This window comes from Pseudomonas sp. ESBL9 (genome assembly GCF_036668715.1).
Classification (GTDB): Bacteria; Pseudomonadota; Gammaproteobacteria; order Pseudomonadales; family Pseudomonadaceae; genus Aquipseudomonas; species Aquipseudomonas lundensis.
In genome coordinates this window covers 620,545-635,710 of record NZ_JAZEVV010000002.1, presented here as the reverse complement: position 1 = coordinate 635,710, position 15,166 = coordinate 620,545, and the positions used below count along the sequence as shown (strand labels likewise).

Annotated in this window: 11 protein-coding genes and 1 tRNA gene; 9 read left to right on the top strand and 3 right to left on the bottom strand. The window is 57.2% G+C overall.

All coding sequences use genetic code 11. The annotated features are described in order from the left end of the window. The first annotated feature begins 23 nt into the window (after positions 1-23). The 3 genes from V6F78_RS09455 (at position 24) to V6F78_RS09445 (ending at position 4,164) form a co-directional block, all read left to right on the top strand. Positions 24-1,298 (top strand): YeaH/YhbH family protein, encoded by a 1,275-nt coding sequence (locus V6F78_RS09455; RefSeq protein WP_047278020.1) that lies wholly within the window; start codon positions 24-26, stop codon positions 1,296-1,298. Next, on the top strand, positions 1,295-2,857 hold the full coding sequence (locus V6F78_RS09450; protein ID WP_047278022.1) for a SpoVR family protein: 1,563 nt from the start codon (positions 1,295-1,297) through the stop codon (positions 2,855-2,857). The genes V6F78_RS09455 and V6F78_RS09450 overlap by 4 nt, the downstream gene beginning before the upstream one ends. Before the next feature lie 62 nt (positions 2,858-2,919). Continuing rightward, positions 2,920-4,164 (top strand): multifunctional CCA addition/repair protein, encoded by a 1,245-nt coding sequence (locus tag V6F78_RS09445; protein ID WP_047295855.1) that lies wholly within the window; start codon positions 2,920-2,922, stop codon positions 4,162-4,164. Positions 4,165-4,195: 31 nt separating this feature from the next. Here V6F78_RS09445 and folK read toward each other — a convergent pair whose 3' ends face one another. Continuing rightward, positions 4,196-4,723: a 2-amino-4-hydroxy-6-hydroxymethyldihydropteridine diphosphokinase gene (gene folK / locus V6F78_RS09440; RefSeq protein ID WP_047295857.1), complete on the bottom strand. Its 528-nt coding sequence runs from the start codon at positions 4,721-4,723 to the stop codon at positions 4,196-4,198. Then, positions 4,714-5,067: a dihydroneopterin aldolase gene (folB, locus tag V6F78_RS09435; protein WP_169840096.1), complete on the bottom strand. Its 354-nt coding sequence runs from the start codon at positions 5,065-5,067 to the stop codon at positions 4,714-4,716. The genes folK and folB overlap by 10 nt, the downstream gene beginning before the upstream one ends. Before the next feature lie 74 nt (positions 5,068-5,141). Between folB and plsY the strand changes: the two genes are divergently transcribed. After that, entirely contained in the window at positions 5,142-5,711 is a 570-nt protein-coding gene (gene plsY, locus V6F78_RS09430; RefSeq protein ID WP_047278031.1) for a glycerol-3-phosphate 1-O-acyltransferase PlsY, read from the top strand. A gap of 53 nt (positions 5,712-5,764) precedes the next feature. On the opposite strand, the gene tsaD is transcribed toward plsY, so the two are convergent. Further along, on the bottom strand, positions 5,765-6,790 hold the full coding sequence (tsaD, locus tag V6F78_RS09425; protein ID WP_047295861.1) for a tRNA (adenosine(37)-N6)-threonylcarbamoyltransferase complex transferase subunit TsaD: 1,026 nt from the start codon (positions 6,788-6,790) through the stop codon (positions 5,765-5,767). A 198-nt stretch (positions 6,791-6,988) separates the two neighbouring features. On the opposite strand from tsaD, the gene rpsU reads away from it, so the two are divergent. The 5 genes from rpsU to V6F78_RS09400 all read left to right on the top strand — a co-directional run bounded on the left by rpsU (position 6,989) and on the right by V6F78_RS09400 (position 15,128). After that, entirely contained in the window at positions 6,989-7,204 is a 216-nt protein-coding gene (gene rpsU, locus V6F78_RS09420) for a 30S ribosomal protein S21 (RefSeq protein WP_002551877.1), read from the top strand. A 470-nt stretch (positions 7,205-7,674) separates the two neighbouring features. Beyond that, positions 7,675-9,624, top strand: coding sequence for a DNA primase (dnaG, locus tag V6F78_RS09415; RefSeq protein WP_047295863.1), 1,950 nt, complete (start codon positions 7,675-7,677; stop codon positions 9,622-9,624). 67 nt (positions 9,625-9,691) lie between these two features. Continuing rightward, positions 9,692-11,542 (top strand): RNA polymerase sigma factor RpoD, encoded by a 1,851-nt coding sequence (gene rpoD / locus V6F78_RS09410; protein WP_094990655.1) that lies wholly within the window; start codon positions 9,692-9,694, stop codon positions 11,540-11,542. Between the two features lie 122 nt (positions 11,543-11,664). Continuing rightward, positions 11,665-15,036 (top strand): bifunctional diguanylate cyclase/phosphodiesterase, encoded by a 3,372-nt coding sequence (locus V6F78_RS09405; protein ID WP_047295867.1) that lies wholly within the window; start codon positions 11,665-11,667, stop codon positions 15,034-15,036. Between the two features lie 15 nt (positions 15,037-15,051). Then, positions 15,052-15,128 (top strand) — tRNA-Ile (locus V6F78_RS09400). The last annotated feature ends 38 nt before the right edge of the window (positions 15,129-15,166 follow it).

The following is a 15,166-nucleotide window of genomic DNA, read 5'->3' as shown; positions in this document are numbered from 1 at the left end:
TCTTGAAGCGGCCCGGAGGGCTTATGAGCTATGTGATCGATCGACGCCTCAATGGCAAGAACAAGAGCACGGTAAACCGCCAGCGTTTTCTGCGGCGCTATCGCGACCACATCAAAAAGGCCGTCGAAGAAGCCGTGGGCCGGCGTTCCATCACTGACATGGAGCATGGCGAACAGATCAGCATTCCCGGTCGCGACATTGATGAGCCGGTGTTGCACCACGGTCGCGGCGGTAAACAGACCGTCGTACACCCGGGCAACAAGGAGTTCACCAGCGGCGAACACATTCAGCGCCCCCAAGGCGGGTCCGGGGGTGGGGGCGGCCCGGGCAAGGCAGGCAATTCCGGCGAGGGCATGGATGAGTTCGTGTTCCAGATCACCCAAGAAGAGTTCCTCGAATTCATGTTCGAAGACCTCGAGTTGCCGAACCTGGTCAAACGCCACCTGACCGGCACCGACACCTTTAAAACCGTACGTGCCGGTATCAGTAACGAGGGCAATCCCTCACGCATCAACATCATTCGGACGTTGCGTTCAGCCCATGCCCGGCGCATCGCACTGACCGGCAGCAGCCGCGCACGGCTCAAAGAAGCCAAAACTGAACTGGAGCGCTTGAAGCGCGAAGAACCGGACAATTTCGGCGATATCAAAGACATCGAAGCTGAAATCGAGAAACTCAGCGCCCGAATTCATCGCGTGCCGTTCCTCGACACCTTCGACCTGAAATACAACTTGCTGGTCAAACACCCCAACCCGAGTTCAAAGGCGGTGATGTTCTGCCTGATGGACGTTTCAGGCTCCATGACACAAGCCACCAAGGACATCGCCAAGCGGTTCTTTATCCTGCTGTACCTGTTCCTGAAGCGAAATTACGACAAGATCGAGGTGGTCTTTATTCGCCACCACACCAGCGCACGGGAAGTGGACGAAGAGGAGTTTTTCTATTCACGGGAAACCGGCGGCACCATCGTGTCCAGCGCCCTCAAGTTGATGCAGGAGATCATGGCCGAGCGCTATCCCACGAATGAATGGAACATTTACGCCGCCCAGGCTTCCGACGGTGACAACTGGAACGACGACTCACCCATTTGCCGTGACATTCTGATCAACCAGATCATGCCGTTCGTGCAGTACTACACTTACGTGGAAATTACCCCACGCGAACATCAGGCACTCTGGTACGAATATGAGCGTATCAACGAGGCTTTTCCCGACACCTTCGCTCAGCAACAACTGGTCTCGGCCGGCGATATTTACCCGGTCTTCCGTGAACTCTTCCAGCGCAGGTTAGTGACATGACCGCCAAAGAGAATAAGCGCCACCCTATCTCCACTGGCTCCGAGTGGACCTTTGAACTGATCCAGGCCTACGACCGGGAAATCGGTCGCTTGGCAGAACGGTATGCACTGGACACCTACCCCAACCAGATTGAGGTGATTACCGCCGAGCAAATGATGGACGCCTATGCCTCTGTCGGGATGCCGTTGGGGTATCACCATTGGTCCTACGGCAAACATTTCTTAAGTACCGAGAAATCCTACAGCCGTGGGCAAATGGGGCTGGCGTACGAAATCGTCATCAACTCAGACCCGTGCATCGCTTACCTGATGGAAGAAAACACCATTTGCATGCAAGCCCTGGTGGTTGCCCATGCCTGCTATGGCCACAACAGTTTCTTCAAGGGCAATTACCTGTTCCGGACTTGGACTGATGCCAGTTCGATCATTGATTACCTGGTGTTCGCCAAGCAATACATCATGCAATGCGAAGAGCGCCACGGTATCGATGCCGTGGAAGACCTGCTGGACTCTTGCCATGCACTCATGAACTACGGCGTAGACCGCTACAAACGGCCTTACCCGATTTCGGCCGAAGAAGAGCGGCGGCGTCAGAAGGAGCGCGAAGAGCACCTGCAAAAACAGATCAATGACCTGTGGCGCACCATTCCCAAGAACGCTGACAAATTCAACGAAAAGGACAATGCGCGTTTCCCCGACGAGCCACAGGAAAACATCCTGTATTTCATCGAGAAACACGCGCCGCTGCTGGAACCCTGGCAGCGGGAAGTGGTGCGTATCGTACGTAAAATCGCGCAGTACTTTTACCCGCAGCGCCAGACACAAGTCATGAACGAAGGCTGGGCAACTTTCTGGCACTACACCCTGATGAACGACCTTTACGATGAAGGGCTGGTAACGGAAGGCTTCATGATGGAGTTCCTGACCTCGCACACCAGCGTGGTGTTTCAGCCGGGTTTTGACAGCCCTTATTACAGCGGTATCAACCCGTATGCACTGGGGTTTGCGATGTACCGCGATATCCGGCGCATGTGTGAAGACCCCACCGAGGAAGACCGCCGCTGGTTCCCGGAACTGGCCGGTAGCGATTGGTTATCCAGCATCAAGTTCGCCATGAGCAGCTTCAAGGACGAAAGTTTCATCCTGCAATACCTGTCTCCCAAGGTGATGCGCGACCTCAAGTTGTTCAGCATCATGGATGACGATCAGAAAGACGATTTACTCGTTCCCGCCATCCATGACGAAAACGGCTACAGGATCATTCGTGAAACCCTGGCAGCGCAGTACAACTTGGGTAATCGCGAGCCCAACGTACAGATCTGGAGCATTGACCGCCGCGGCGACCGCTCCCTCACCCTGCGCCATCAACAACATGACCGTAAACCGCTGGGCGATTCCACCGACGAGGTCCTTAAACACCTGCACCGCCTGTGGGGCTTCGATATTCATCTGGAGACGCTGCAAGGAGATCAAGTGATGAAAGTCCATCATGTTCCGCCTAAAGGCGAACATGGGGACGCTGACTATGGGCGCCTGGATTTGAGCGCCATTCACCTGTGACGCACGTGAACCTCCGTTTGCGCGACGCAGCGGTTATCCTGTCGCGCTAACGGAGGTTTTTTATGAAGATTTATAAAGTCGGCGGCGCAGTCCGAGACCGCTTGCTGGGCAAGCCTGTCACTGACATCGACTGGGTCGTGGTAGGCGCAAGCGCAGAACAAATGCTGGCCAAGGGCTTTCGTCCCGTGGGTTCCGACTTCCCGGTCTTTCTGCACCCCAAAACCGGTGAGGAATACGCCCTCGCCCGCACCGAGCGTAAAAGCGGACGCGGCTATGGGGGCTTTGTATTTCATGCCAGCCCTGACGTGACCCTTGAAGAAGATTTGATCCGCCGCGATCTGACCATTAACGCGATGGCCGAAGATGATGCGGGCACTATCACCGATCCCTACCACGGCCAACGGGACCTGGAAGCGCGCATACTGCGCCATGTTTCCCCGGCATTCGCCGAAGATCCGCTACGGGTGCTGCGCGTTGCACGTTTTGCAGCACGTTATGCGGGCCTGGGTTTCAAGGTTGCAGACGAAACACTTGAACTGATGCGTCAACTGTCGGCCTCGGGCGAACTGCAGGCGCTGACACCGGAACGCTGCTGGAAGGAAATTTCCCGCGCGCTGATGGAAGATCATCCCCACATCTTTATCGACGTGCTCAGACAGTGCGGCGCCCTTGAGGTGCTGTTACCGGAAGTTCAAGCATTGTTCGGTGTACCGCAGCCGCCGGCTCATCACCCGGAAATCGACAGCGGCATTCACACCCTCAGCGTGCTTGAACAAGCTGCGCGACATCATCAGCCTTTGACCGTCCGCTGGGCGTGCCTACTGCATGACGTGGGCAAAGGCCTAACACCTGAAGATAAATGGCCTCGCCACATTGCCCATGAACACAAAGGGCTGCGGCTGATCAAGGCGGTGAACGAGCGTTTCAAGGCGCCCCGCGATTGCCAGGAACTTGCATTGCTGGTCGGTGAATATCACACCCACGGGCATCGTGCCTTTGAGCTGAAGGCCTCGACCTTACTGGATTTGCTGCAACGGTTTGACGTATACCGCCGGCCTCAGCGCTTTGAGGAGTTTATCGTCGCGTGCGAGATGGACGCCAAGGGCCGCCTTGGACTTGAAGAGCGGCCTTACCCGCAGGCTGATTACCTGCGCGGCGCCGCAAAAGCGGCACAGGCCGTTGCCGTTCAGCCGCTGCTGGAACAGGGCTTCAAGGGGCCGGAATTGGGAGAAGCCCTCAAGCGCGAACGGCTCAGGGCTATACACACGTACAAAGAGACCCGCAAACACCCGGGGCCTGCTTCGTAGCCGCTGTCCAACAGGTTAGAGCGGCAGCGCCTTACAGGTGCCTCAGCATCTCTTTAGGTGTTAAGGGTTCGCCCCGCCATTCAAACGCAGCCGGGGCGAGCACTTGGTCAATCTGCGCATCAGCCCACATCTGACTCAGCGTGATGCCCACAATCGGGTGCAATTTGTCAGGGGCGATGAGCGAAAGCGGCCACAGCACAAAGGCATTCTTGAGAATCTCGGCGCGCGGCAGGACCAAACCGTCAAAGTTGCCCACCAGATCGCCGTAAAACAAAACGTCAATGTCCAGCGGCAGACCCTTGCGATCCTGAGCATATCGTCCGTTATCGGCTTCGATCAGCTTCAAACGTCGGCTCAACTCAGCTAAAGGAAGATCCGTGTTGGCCACCACCACCAGGTTGAAAAAAGGCCCACTCTTGATGCCTACAGGCTGGCTTTCGAAGACCGCCGAGCACTGCATGCCGTGCAGGAAGCCAGCCAGCGCATCGAGCCCCGCCTGTAAATGCTTTTCGCGCTCGACATTACTGCCCAACCCGAGAAAAACCTGAGTTAGCGACATCCGCGCTCAATCTCCACGCCCACCCCTGTGGCGGCCGCGACGGCGCCCGGCTTGGTCAGCTTGAGGTGCATCCAGGGAATATTGAATTCACGCATCAACACTTCCGTCAGACGCTCGGCAAAGGTTTCTACCAATTGGTAGTGGGCTTGCTCGGCAAAGTCCTGAATTCTGGTCGAGACGCTGGCGTAATCCAGCGCAAGGGTCAGATCATCCCCCGCTGCGGCCGGGCGGTTATCCCACGCAAAATTCAGATCAAGGCGCAAACACTGACGGATGCCACGCTCCCAGTCATAGGCACCGATCACGGTGTCAACTTCCAGGCCTTCGATAAACACTCTGTCCAAGCACTTTTCTCCGCAGCACGACAAGGGCGCAATGCGCCGTTAGAATCAGGGCGTCCTCGCCCGGAATAGTTAGCATGTTTTGGTTACTGGCGATTATCGCCTACCTGCTTGGCTCGCTGTCCTTCGCCATTTTGCTCAGCCGCCTGACGGGTAATCCCGACCCGCGAATGAGTGGCTCAGGCAATGCTGGCGCGACCAATATGTTACGCCTGGCCGGTAAAAAACTGGCCGTCCTGACCTTGCTCGGTGATCTGTGCAAAGGCCTGCTGCCCGTCCTGCTCGCCAACCAACTCAACCTGCCACTCCAGCAACAAGCCTGGATTGGCGTGTGCGCCGTCATCGGGCACATGTATCCCCTGTACTTCCGCTTCAGGGGCGGCAAAGGCGTCGCCACGGCTGCCGGCATGCTGCTGGGGCTTTATCCTCCCGCCGCCTTGCTGGCCGTTCTGGCCTGGCTGCTGACCTTCCAGCTGACCCGCACCAGCTCACTCGCCGCACTGATCGCCACCCCCTTGACCCTGCCACTCCTGGCCTGGCAAGAGCCTGCCGCGCTGCTGCCCATGTGTGGATTAACCGCACTGATTGTCTGGCGCCACCGCGGCAATTTACGCGACCTGATGGCCGGGCGCGAACGGCATTTCTGATTTACCCGCATGAAAATACCTCATGCTGGCCAGTAAACGCCTGAACACCACCGTCACAAAGGCTTCAACTGCTCCATCGGCCAGCGCGCCTGCACACTGATTGCCAAACTTTCGTGCTGGCCCGCCTGCAAGCGCTGACACCCGGCGAATGCGATCATCGCGCCATTGTCCGTACAAAACTCAGGCCGCGCATAAAACACCTGACCGTTCATGCCACCGAGCATGGTCTCCAGCGAAGCCCGCAACGCCTTGTTTGCGCTCACACCGCCGGCTATCACCAGACGCTTCATGCCTGCCTGCTTCAGGGCGCGCTTGCACTTGATGGTGAGCGTCTCCACCACGGCCTGCTGAAACGCCAGCGCGATGTCGCAACGGGCCTGTTCGTTATCATCACCCGCCGCCACGCAGCGCTGCCAAGTGTTCAAGGCAAAGGTCTTGAGGCCGCTGAAACTGAAATCGAGGCCAGGGCGATCGGTCATGGGCCGCGGGAACACAAAGCGTCCCGCCACACCTTGGGCGGCAAGGCGGGCAATTTCAGGCCCCCCCGGATAGTTGAGTCCCATCATCTTCGCCGTTTTGTCGAAAGCCTCGCCTGCGGCATCGTCCAGCGTTTCGCCCAGCAGCGCGTATTGACCGATGCCATCCACCTGAACCAGCTGCGTATGGCCACCTGACACCAACAATGCGACGAACGGGAACTCTGGGGGCCGATCTTCCAGCATGGGGGCCAGCAAATGGCCTTCCATGTGGTGTACGCCCAAGGCAGGAATGCCCCATGCGAAGGCCAGTGCCTGGGCGCAGGAAGCCCCGACCAGCAAGGCCCCGACCAAGCCTGGACCCGCCGTGTAGGCAATTGCATCGATTTCGGTCGGCACGCAGTCTGCCTCGGCCAACACCTGACGAATCAAGGGCAGCATGCGTTTGACGTGATCCCGTGATGCCAGCTCAGGCACCACGCCTCCATAGGCACGGTGCAAATCGATCTGACTGAACAGTGCATCGGCCAAAAGCCCGCGTTCACTGTCGTATAGCGCGACGCCGGTTTCGTCGCAGGAGGTTTCTAATCCCAGTACTAGCATGGGTTTGCGCCTTGTAGAGGCTAAATTCGAAGGCGCGCATAATAGTCGCCACTACCGCCCCCGGCCAGCGGTTTTCGATCAGAGGCTTTGCATTCCGGGCGATGAGGGGTTAACATCCGCAACCCTTAAAAACCGACGTCTTCCAACGCGATTTTGCCTTGAGACGTTGACCCCGGTAATGAATGAAGGTAGCTCTGGATGCCAGCCGTCAAAGTAAAAGAGAACGAACCCTTCGACGTAGCTCTGCGTCGTTTCAAGCGCTCCTGCGAAAAAGCCGGTGTACTGGCTGAAGTTCGCAGCCGCGAATTTTACGAGAAGCCGACTTCCGAGCGTAAGCGCAAAGCAGCAGCCGCTGTTAAGCGTCACGCGAAGAAAGTTCAGCGCGAGCAGCGCCGCGCCGTCCGTCTGTACTAATACACAGACGTTCGTTGCACGCTTCTGCCAAGCCCGGCCTAAAGCCGGGCCGTAGGCAGTTGCAGCAAGTTACACGCTTTACCGTCAAGGCCGCAGATGCGACCGCGACAAACTGCTACACCACGTCAGACCTGGCCTTTAAGCCAGCGGTGCACGTCTTTACTGACGAGCCTTCAAGGCTACCGACGAGCACACACCTCTGATTCTCCTCAAAGACGATCAGCCCAAGGCATCTCTCCCATGCCTGCTTATGAGCTATCCGAGACCAGCCATTGGTCAGCGCCGGACTCAGAGCGTGATATTTCGAACCCATTTACTCTGTTTTAAATACGAGTCTGCGGAGCTTCGACAGATACACTTCCCGACATGATTGAGCAGACGTCACACGTACGAGCAGCGTTTTCGCCTGCACGCCGCCATGACCAAACCTTTCTATACGGCTTTTTTTGCGCTGAGATGACGAGAACGCCATGGCCGGGTTAATCCCCCAGAGCTTTATTGACGACCTTCTGAACCGCACCGATATCGTCGATGTCGTCAGCTCGCGCGTGCAAATGAAGAAAGCAGGCAAAAACTACACCGCCTGCTGCCCCTTCCATAAAGAAAAAACACCGTCGTTCAGTGTCAGCCCGGATAAACAGTTTTATTACTGTTTTGGTTGTGGCGCAGGCGGCAATGCCCTCGGCTTCATCATGGACCACGACAACCTGGACTTCCCCCAGGCCGTCGAAGAACTGGCCAAAGCCGCAGGCATGGAGATTCCCAGAGAGGAAAGCGGTCGCTCGCACAAACCGCGACAGCCGACCGACTCGCCGCTCTACCCGCTGCTGACCGCAGCCGCCGATTTTTATCGACAGGCCCTGAAAAGCCACCCGGCGCGCAGAGCCGCCGTGGACTACTTGAAAGGCCGGGGCCTGACCGGCGAAATCGCCCGGGATTTCGGCCTGGGCTTTGCTCCGCCCGGCTGGGACAACCTCTACAAGCACTTGAGCAGCGACACCCTGCAGCAAAAAGCCATGATCGATGCGGGCTTATTGGTTGAGAACGCTGAAACCGGCAAACGCTACGACCGCTTTCGCGATCGCGTAATGTTCCCGATTCGCGACAGCCGTGGCCGCATCATTGCGTTTGGCGGTCGCGTGCTCGGTGATGACAAGCCCAAATACCTGAACTCCCCTGAAACACCTGTCTTCCACAAAGGACAGGAATTGTACGGGCTGTTCGAAGCGCGCAAGTTCAATCGCAGCCTCGACGAAATCATCGTGGTTGAAGGTTATATGGACGTCATTGCCTTGGCCCAACAGGGCTTGCGCAATGCCGTAGCCACGCTAGGCACCGCGACCAGCGAAGAGCACATGAAGCGCCTGTTTCGGGTCGTACCGAGCGTATTGTTTTGCTTTGACGGTGATCAGGCCGGCCGCAATGCCGCCTGGCGCGCGCTTGAGGCCACACTGCCCTGCCTGCAAGATGGCCGCCGCGCCCGCTTCCTGTTTCTGCCAGAAGGCGAGGATCCGGACACACTGGTGCGCTCCGAAGGCACTGATGCGTTCAAGGCGCGCATTAACCAGCACGCGCAGCCGCTGGCAGATTATTTTTTCCAGCAACTGACTGAAGAAACCGATCCGCGCTCGCTCGAAGGCAGGGCCCACATGGCCACGCTGGCAGCACCGCTCATCGACAAAGTGCCGGGCGCCAACCTGCGCAACCTGATGCGCCAACGCTTGAGCGAAATTACGGGCCTCAACAGCGAAGCGGTCAGCCAACTGGCGCAAAGCGCACCACCCCCTTCGCAACCCGCCTACGACCCCGGCATCGATTACGATGCCATGCCGGACTACAGCGACTTTCAGCAGCCGGAAACGTACGTTCCCCAACAGGAATGGACGCCGAAAAAGTCGGGGGCGGGCGGTAAAAAGTGGGAAAACAAACCATGGGACAAAAAAGGCAAGCGCGGCGGCGAACGCGAGCAGGCCTGGATCCCGGTCGGCGTTGAACCGCCGACATTAACCGCCCTGCGCACCTTGCTGCATCACCCGCAACTGGCCAAAAAAGTAGAAGACGCGGGCCACTTTGCGGCCGAAGACCAGACGAATAACCAGCTCTTGATCGCGCTGGTCGAGGCCGTACAGAAGAATCCTAAGCTAAGCTCTATTCAGTTGTTGTCCCGCTGGCACGGCACTGAACAGGGCCGCTTGCTGCAAAGACTGCTCGAAAAGGAATGGCTAATTGACGCCGACAACCTTGAACAACAGTTTTTCGACACCATAACTAGCTTGTCAGCTCGCCAACGCGAGCGAAATCTGGAACAACTTCTTCGAAAAGCACGTCAAGGCGAGCTAAGTAGCGAGGAGAAAAATCAGTTACGCGACCTTCTGAGTCGCAATAATCCCGCATCAAACCCGACCTCAACTGGCGCGTGAGGTCATAGCTAAGGTATAATCCTCGGCTTGTTTTTTGCCCGCCAAGACCTTCAGTGGATAGGGTGTTATGTCCGGAAAAGCGCAACAGCAGTCTCGTATCAAAGAGTTGATCACCCTCGGCCGTGAGCAGAAGTATCTGACTTACGCAGAGGTCAACGACCACCTGCCCGAAGATATTTCAGATCCGGAGCAAGTGGAAGACATCATCCGCATGATTAATGACATGGGGATCCCCGTACACGAGAGTGCTCCGGATGCGGACGCCCTTATGTTGGCCGATGCTGACACCGACGAAGCCGCTGCTGAAGAAGCAGCTGCAGCGTTGGCGGCAGTAGAAACCGATATTGGTCGCACTACCGACCCAGTACGCATGTATATGCGTGAAATGGGCACGGTAGAACTGCTGACACGCGAAGGCGAAATTGAAATCGCCAAGCGTATCGAAGAAGGCATCCGCGAAGTGATGGGCGCAATCGCGCACTTCCCTGGCACGGTTGACCATATTCTCTCCGAGTACACTCGCGTCACCACCGAAGGTGGTCGCCTTTCTGACGTCCTGAGCGGTTATATCGACCCGGACGATGGAATTACGCCGCCTGCAGCCGAGGTTCCGCCTCCTGTCGATCCTAAAACGGCCAAGGCCGAAGGTGATGACGAAGAGGAAGAGAAGGACGACGCTACCGATGAAGAGGAAGAGGTCGAAAGCGGCCCCGATCCAATCATCGCGGCACAGCGCTTCGGCGCCGTTTCCGATCAGATGGAAATCACTCGCAAGGCACTGAAGAAGCACGGTCGCGACAGCAAGCAGGCGATTGCCGAGCTGGTTGCCCTGGCTGAGCTGTTCATGCCGATCAAGCTGGTGCCCAAGCAGTTCGAAGGCCTGGTTGAACGTGTTCGCAGCGCTCTGGAGCGTCTGCGTGCACAAGAGCGGGCCATCATGCAGCTGTGCGTCCGTGATGCACGCATGCCGCGTACTGATTTCCTTCGCCTGTTCCCGGGCAATGAAGTCGACGAAAGCTGGAGCGACGCGCTGGCCAAAGGCAAAAGCAAATACGCTGAAGCCATTGCCCGCTTGCAACCGGACATCATCCGTTGCCAGCAAAAGCTGTCTGCTCTAGAAGCAGAAACCGGCTTGAAGATTGCCGAGATCAAGGACATCAACCGTCGCATGTCGATCGGTGAGGCCAAGGCCCGCCGCGCGAAGAAAGAGATGGTTGAAGCCAACTTGCGTCTGGTGATCTCCATCGCCAAGAAGTACACCAACCGTGGCTTGCAGTTCCTCGACCTGATCCAGGAAGGCAACATCGGCTTGATGAAAGCGGTAGACAAGTTTGAATACCGCCGCGGCTACAAATTCTCGACTTATGCCACCTGGTGGATCCGTCAGGCGATCACTCGCTCGATTGCCGACCAGGCACGCACCATCCGTATTCCGGTGCACATGATCGAGACGATCAACAAGCTCAACCGTATTTCCCGCCAAATGCTGCAGGAAATGGGTCGCGAACCGACCCCGGAAGAGCTGGGCGAACGCATGGAAATGCCTGAGGACAAAATCCGCAAGGTATTGAAGATCGCTAAAGAGCCGATCTCCATGGAAACCCCGATCGGTGATGACGAAGACTCCCATCTGGGTGATTTCATCGAAGACTCGACCATGCAGTCGCCAATCGATGTTGCCACCGTTGAGAGCCTTAAAGAAGCGACACGCGATGTACTCGGCGGCCTTACAGCTCGTGAAGCCAAAGTACTGCGCATGCGCTTCGGTATCGACATGAATACCGACCACACCCTTGAGGAGGTTGGTAAGCAGTTCGACGTTACCCGTGAGCGGATTCGTCAGATCGAAGCCAAAGCGTTGCGCAAGCTGCGCCACCCGACGAGAAGCGAGCACCTGCGCTCCTTCCTCGACGAGTGATACCAAAACCCCCGGCCCTGCCGGGGGTTTTGCTTTGTACCCGCCAAACCTTTCCAGCGCCTCACGTCCATATCCCACAGCCCGTCTACACTCGTCACATTCGCGAGTAGAACGAGCCCCGCATGCCACGACTGCCAGCCACCCTCCTCTTGCTGCTAATCGCCTTTTCCACAGCGGCCAACGCCTTGACGTTGACCGATGAAGAGCGACAGTGGCTCGACAAGCATCCCGAGCTACGCCTTGGGGTGGATGCGTCATGGCCACCCTTTGAGTTCCGCGACGAAAAGGGCCTCTATACCGGCCTGGCCGCGGACTACGTGGAACTGATCAAAAACCGTTTGGGTGTGAGCATCAAACCCGTGGAGCCCTACGACTGGAGCAGCGTCCTTGAGCTCGCCAAAGAAGGCAGTCTCGACTGGCTACCCGGCATCATGTCGACCCCTGAGCGTCAGAAAACCCTGGCCTTTACGCGCCCCTACCTCGACTTCCCGATTGTCATCCTCGCGCACAAAGGCGGCCCCGCCCCAAAAAACATTGATGAGCTGTATGGGCTGAAAATCGCCGTGGTCGAAAACTACGCCCCGCACGAGCTGTTGCATGCCCAACACCCCGACCTGAATCTCGTCGCCCTGCCCAATGTCAGCTCCGCGCTACAAGCATTGGCTACCGATCAAGTCGACGCCATGGTGGGCGACCTGGCGTCCAGCGTCTGGAGCCTGCGCCAGCTCAAGCTGGACGGGTTGTACGTCAGTGGCGAAACCCCGTATCGCTATCAACTGGCAATGGCCGTACCCAAAGACCAAACCATCCTGTTGCGCCTGCTGGATAAAGTCATGGCCGACATGACACCCCGTGAAATCGAAGCCATTCAAGCGCGCTGGATCGGCAATACCGGCGATTATCAGGCGTTGTGGCGCGGGTTACTGCTGTATGTACTGCCGGGCATCTTGTTGCTCGTCACCGTATTGATCGTGGTCGTGCGCATCAACAGGCGCTTGAGCTCCGAAATAGCCCGCCGCGTTGCCCTCGAACAGGAACTGCGCAGTAGCGAATACCGCTACAGAGGCTTGGTCGAAAGTCTGTCTGCCATCGCATGGGAGGCCCAACGGGATGACTACACCTACACCTATGTTTCCCCTCAGGCCGAAACACTCATCGGCTACCCCTTGGCCGACTGGCTGACCCCTGGGTTCTGGGAGCGAATCATCCATCCCGATGACCTGCCCCGAACCAAAATGTACTGCGAAAGTGAAATCAAGGCCGGGCGCGACCACAGCATCGACTATCGCGTGATAACCGCCGATGGCAGAACCCTGTGGCTACGGGACATCATCACGCTTTCCACGCACAATCAGACGCCCGTACTGCGCGGATTGATGATCAACATCAGCGAAACCAAACAAACCGAAGAAGCGCTGCGCCTTTCTGAGGAAAAATTTGCCAAAGCCTTCCATGCATCGCCAGACGGATTGCTGTTGAGTCGGCAAAGTGATGGCTTGCTGATCGAAATCAACGAAGGCTTCAGCCGCTTGACGGGCTACGACAGCGCCAGCGCACTGAATCGATCCTCTCTGGACCTCAACATCTGGGCCGATGTTCACCAACGCCAAGAGTTACTCACACGCCTGAGTGAGGACGGGTTTGTACGGGATTTCAGGTGCAAATTGCGCCACAAAAGCGGGCGCATACGCATCTGTGAAGTCTCTAGCCGACCGCTGAAAATCGGTGATGAAGACTGCATGTTGACCATCACGCGGGACATCACCGAACGCCAACAGATGCAGGAAAAACTCCTGCAAACCGCCACCGTGTTCGAAAGCACGGCTGAAGGCATCTTGTTCACCGACCCGGCGCAAACCATCACCGCCGTGAACCGCGCCTTCACCGAGATCACGGGCTACAGCGAGGCCGAAGTACTCGGCCAGACACCGCGGATTTTGGCCTCCAATCAGCACGACAGCGCCTTCTTTGCCGCCATGTGGCATCAGTTGTCAGGCGAGGGACACTGGCAAGGGGAGATTTATAACAAGCGCAAAAACGGGGAAGTCTATCCTTGCTGGATAACGATCAGCGCAGTACACAACTCCGAAAATATCGTCACTCACTTTGTGGCCGTCTTTGCCGACATTTCCAGCCTCAAGCACGCACAGGCGCGTCTGGATCATCAGGTCCATCACGACCCGCTGACTGGCTTGCCTAACCGTTTGCTGTTCGAGAGCCGACTGGACCAGATCCTCAATCAGCAAAATGCGCAAGACCAACACGCGGCAGTACTGTTTCTGGACCTTGATCGCTTTAAAAACATCAACGACAGCCTGGGCCACCCGGTGGGCGATCTGTTGCTCAAAGGCATCACCGCACGCCTCAAGGTGCAGCTGCGCGACATTGATACCGTCGCCCGCCTCGGCGGCGATGAATTCATTATCCTGCTGCCCGGCCTTCAGCAACCCCGTGATGCCGAGGTGATTGCCAACAAGTTACTGGCCTGTTTCAGCGCACCGTTCCCAGCGGGCGAACACGAACTGTTTATCAGCGCCAGCATTGGCATCAGCGTGTACCCGCATGACGGCACGGACGTGGCCACACTGGTAAAAAACGCCGACGCCGCCATGTACCGCTCCAAGCTCAAAGGCCGCAACCGGGTTGAGCGCTACACCCATGACCTCACCTCACAAGCGAGCGAACGGGTGATCCTCGAACAGGAACTGCGACGTGCGCTGGAGCGCAACGAGTTATCACTGTTCTATCAACCCAAAATCAGCTTGCACGACCTGAGTCTGGTCGGCGCTGAAGCCCTGATTCGCTGGACCCACCCCACGCTGGGCGTCATTGCCCCTGAGCGCTTCATTCATCTGGCGGAAGAAAACGGCATGATCATCCAGGTGGGTGACTGGGTGCTGGAGCGTGCATGCATGCAATTGAATGAGTGGAATCAGACATACGCACCTTTTGGCCCGGTTTCCGTAAACCTGGCCGGCGCCCAATTACACCAACCCCGACTGGTCGGCCGCATCCGCCAACTTCTGAAAAAATACAACCTCCAGCCGGGTTGCCTGCAACTTGAGATCACTGAAAACTTCATCATGAACCAGACCGAAGAAGCACTGGACGTCCTGCATCAGCTCAAGCGATTAGGCGTACAACTGGCGATAGATGACTTTGGCACCGGATATTCCTCACTCAGCTACCTCAAACGCCTGCCCCTGGACACCTTGAAAATTGACCAGTCATTCGTGCGCGGCTTACCCCACGACCCCAATGACGAAGCCATCGTACGGGCCATCATTGCCCTGGGTCGCAGCATGCAATTCACCGTCATTGCCGAAGGTGTGGAAAACCAGGCCCAGCAAGACTTCTTGGCCAACGCCGGCTGCGAACAGATTCAGGGGTACATCGTCAGCGTGCCTTTATCGGCTGAAGAATTCGCGACGACCTTCCTTCGTATCTCTATTTCAGACTTTTCGGATAGCACTGCCGAGAAACCATCGTTATAATCCGCGACCTACTGAGGGCCTATAGCTCAGTTGGTTAGAGCAGGGGACTCATAATCCCTTGGTCGTAGGTTCGAGTCCTACTGGGCCCACCATACTCAAAGCCGCGCACTGCGCGGCTTTTGTGTTTCTG

Excerpts from the sequence above, each read along its gene's own strand:
- rpsU (WP_002551877.1), top strand. The coding sequence starts at position 6,989 with ATGCCAGCCGTCAAAGTAAAAGAGAACGAACCCTTCGACGTAGCTCTG.
- plsY (WP_047278031.1), top strand. The coding sequence starts at position 5,142 with ATGTTTTGGTTACTGGCGATTATCGCCTACCTGCTTGGCTCGCTGTCC.
- V6F78_RS09445 (WP_047295855.1), top strand. The coding sequence starts at position 2,920 with ATGAAGATTTATAAAGTCGGCGGCGCAGTCCGAGACCGCTTGCTGGGC.
- tsaD (WP_047295861.1), bottom strand. The coding sequence starts at position 6,790 with ATGCTAGTACTGGGATTAGAAACCTCCTGCGACGAAACCGGCGTCGCG.
- rpoD (WP_094990655.1), top strand. The coding sequence starts at position 9,692 with ATGTCCGGAAAAGCGCAACAGCAGTCTCGTATCAAAGAGTTGATCACC.
- V6F78_RS09450 (WP_047278022.1), top strand. The coding sequence starts at position 1,295 with ATGACCGCCAAAGAGAATAAGCGCCACCCTATCTCCACTGGCTCCGAG.
- V6F78_RS09455 (WP_047278020.1), top strand. The coding sequence starts at position 24 with ATGAGCTATGTGATCGATCGACGCCTCAATGGCAAGAACAAGAGCACG.
- folK (WP_047295857.1), bottom strand. The coding sequence starts at position 4,723 with ATGTCGCTAACTCAGGTTTTTCTCGGGTTGGGCAGTAATGTCGAGCGC.
- V6F78_RS09405 (WP_047295867.1), top strand. The coding sequence starts at position 11,665 with ATGCCACGACTGCCAGCCACCCTCCTCTTGCTGCTAATCGCCTTTTCC.
- dnaG (WP_047295863.1), top strand. The coding sequence starts at position 7,675 with ATGGCCGGGTTAATCCCCCAGAGCTTTATTGACGACCTTCTGAACCGC.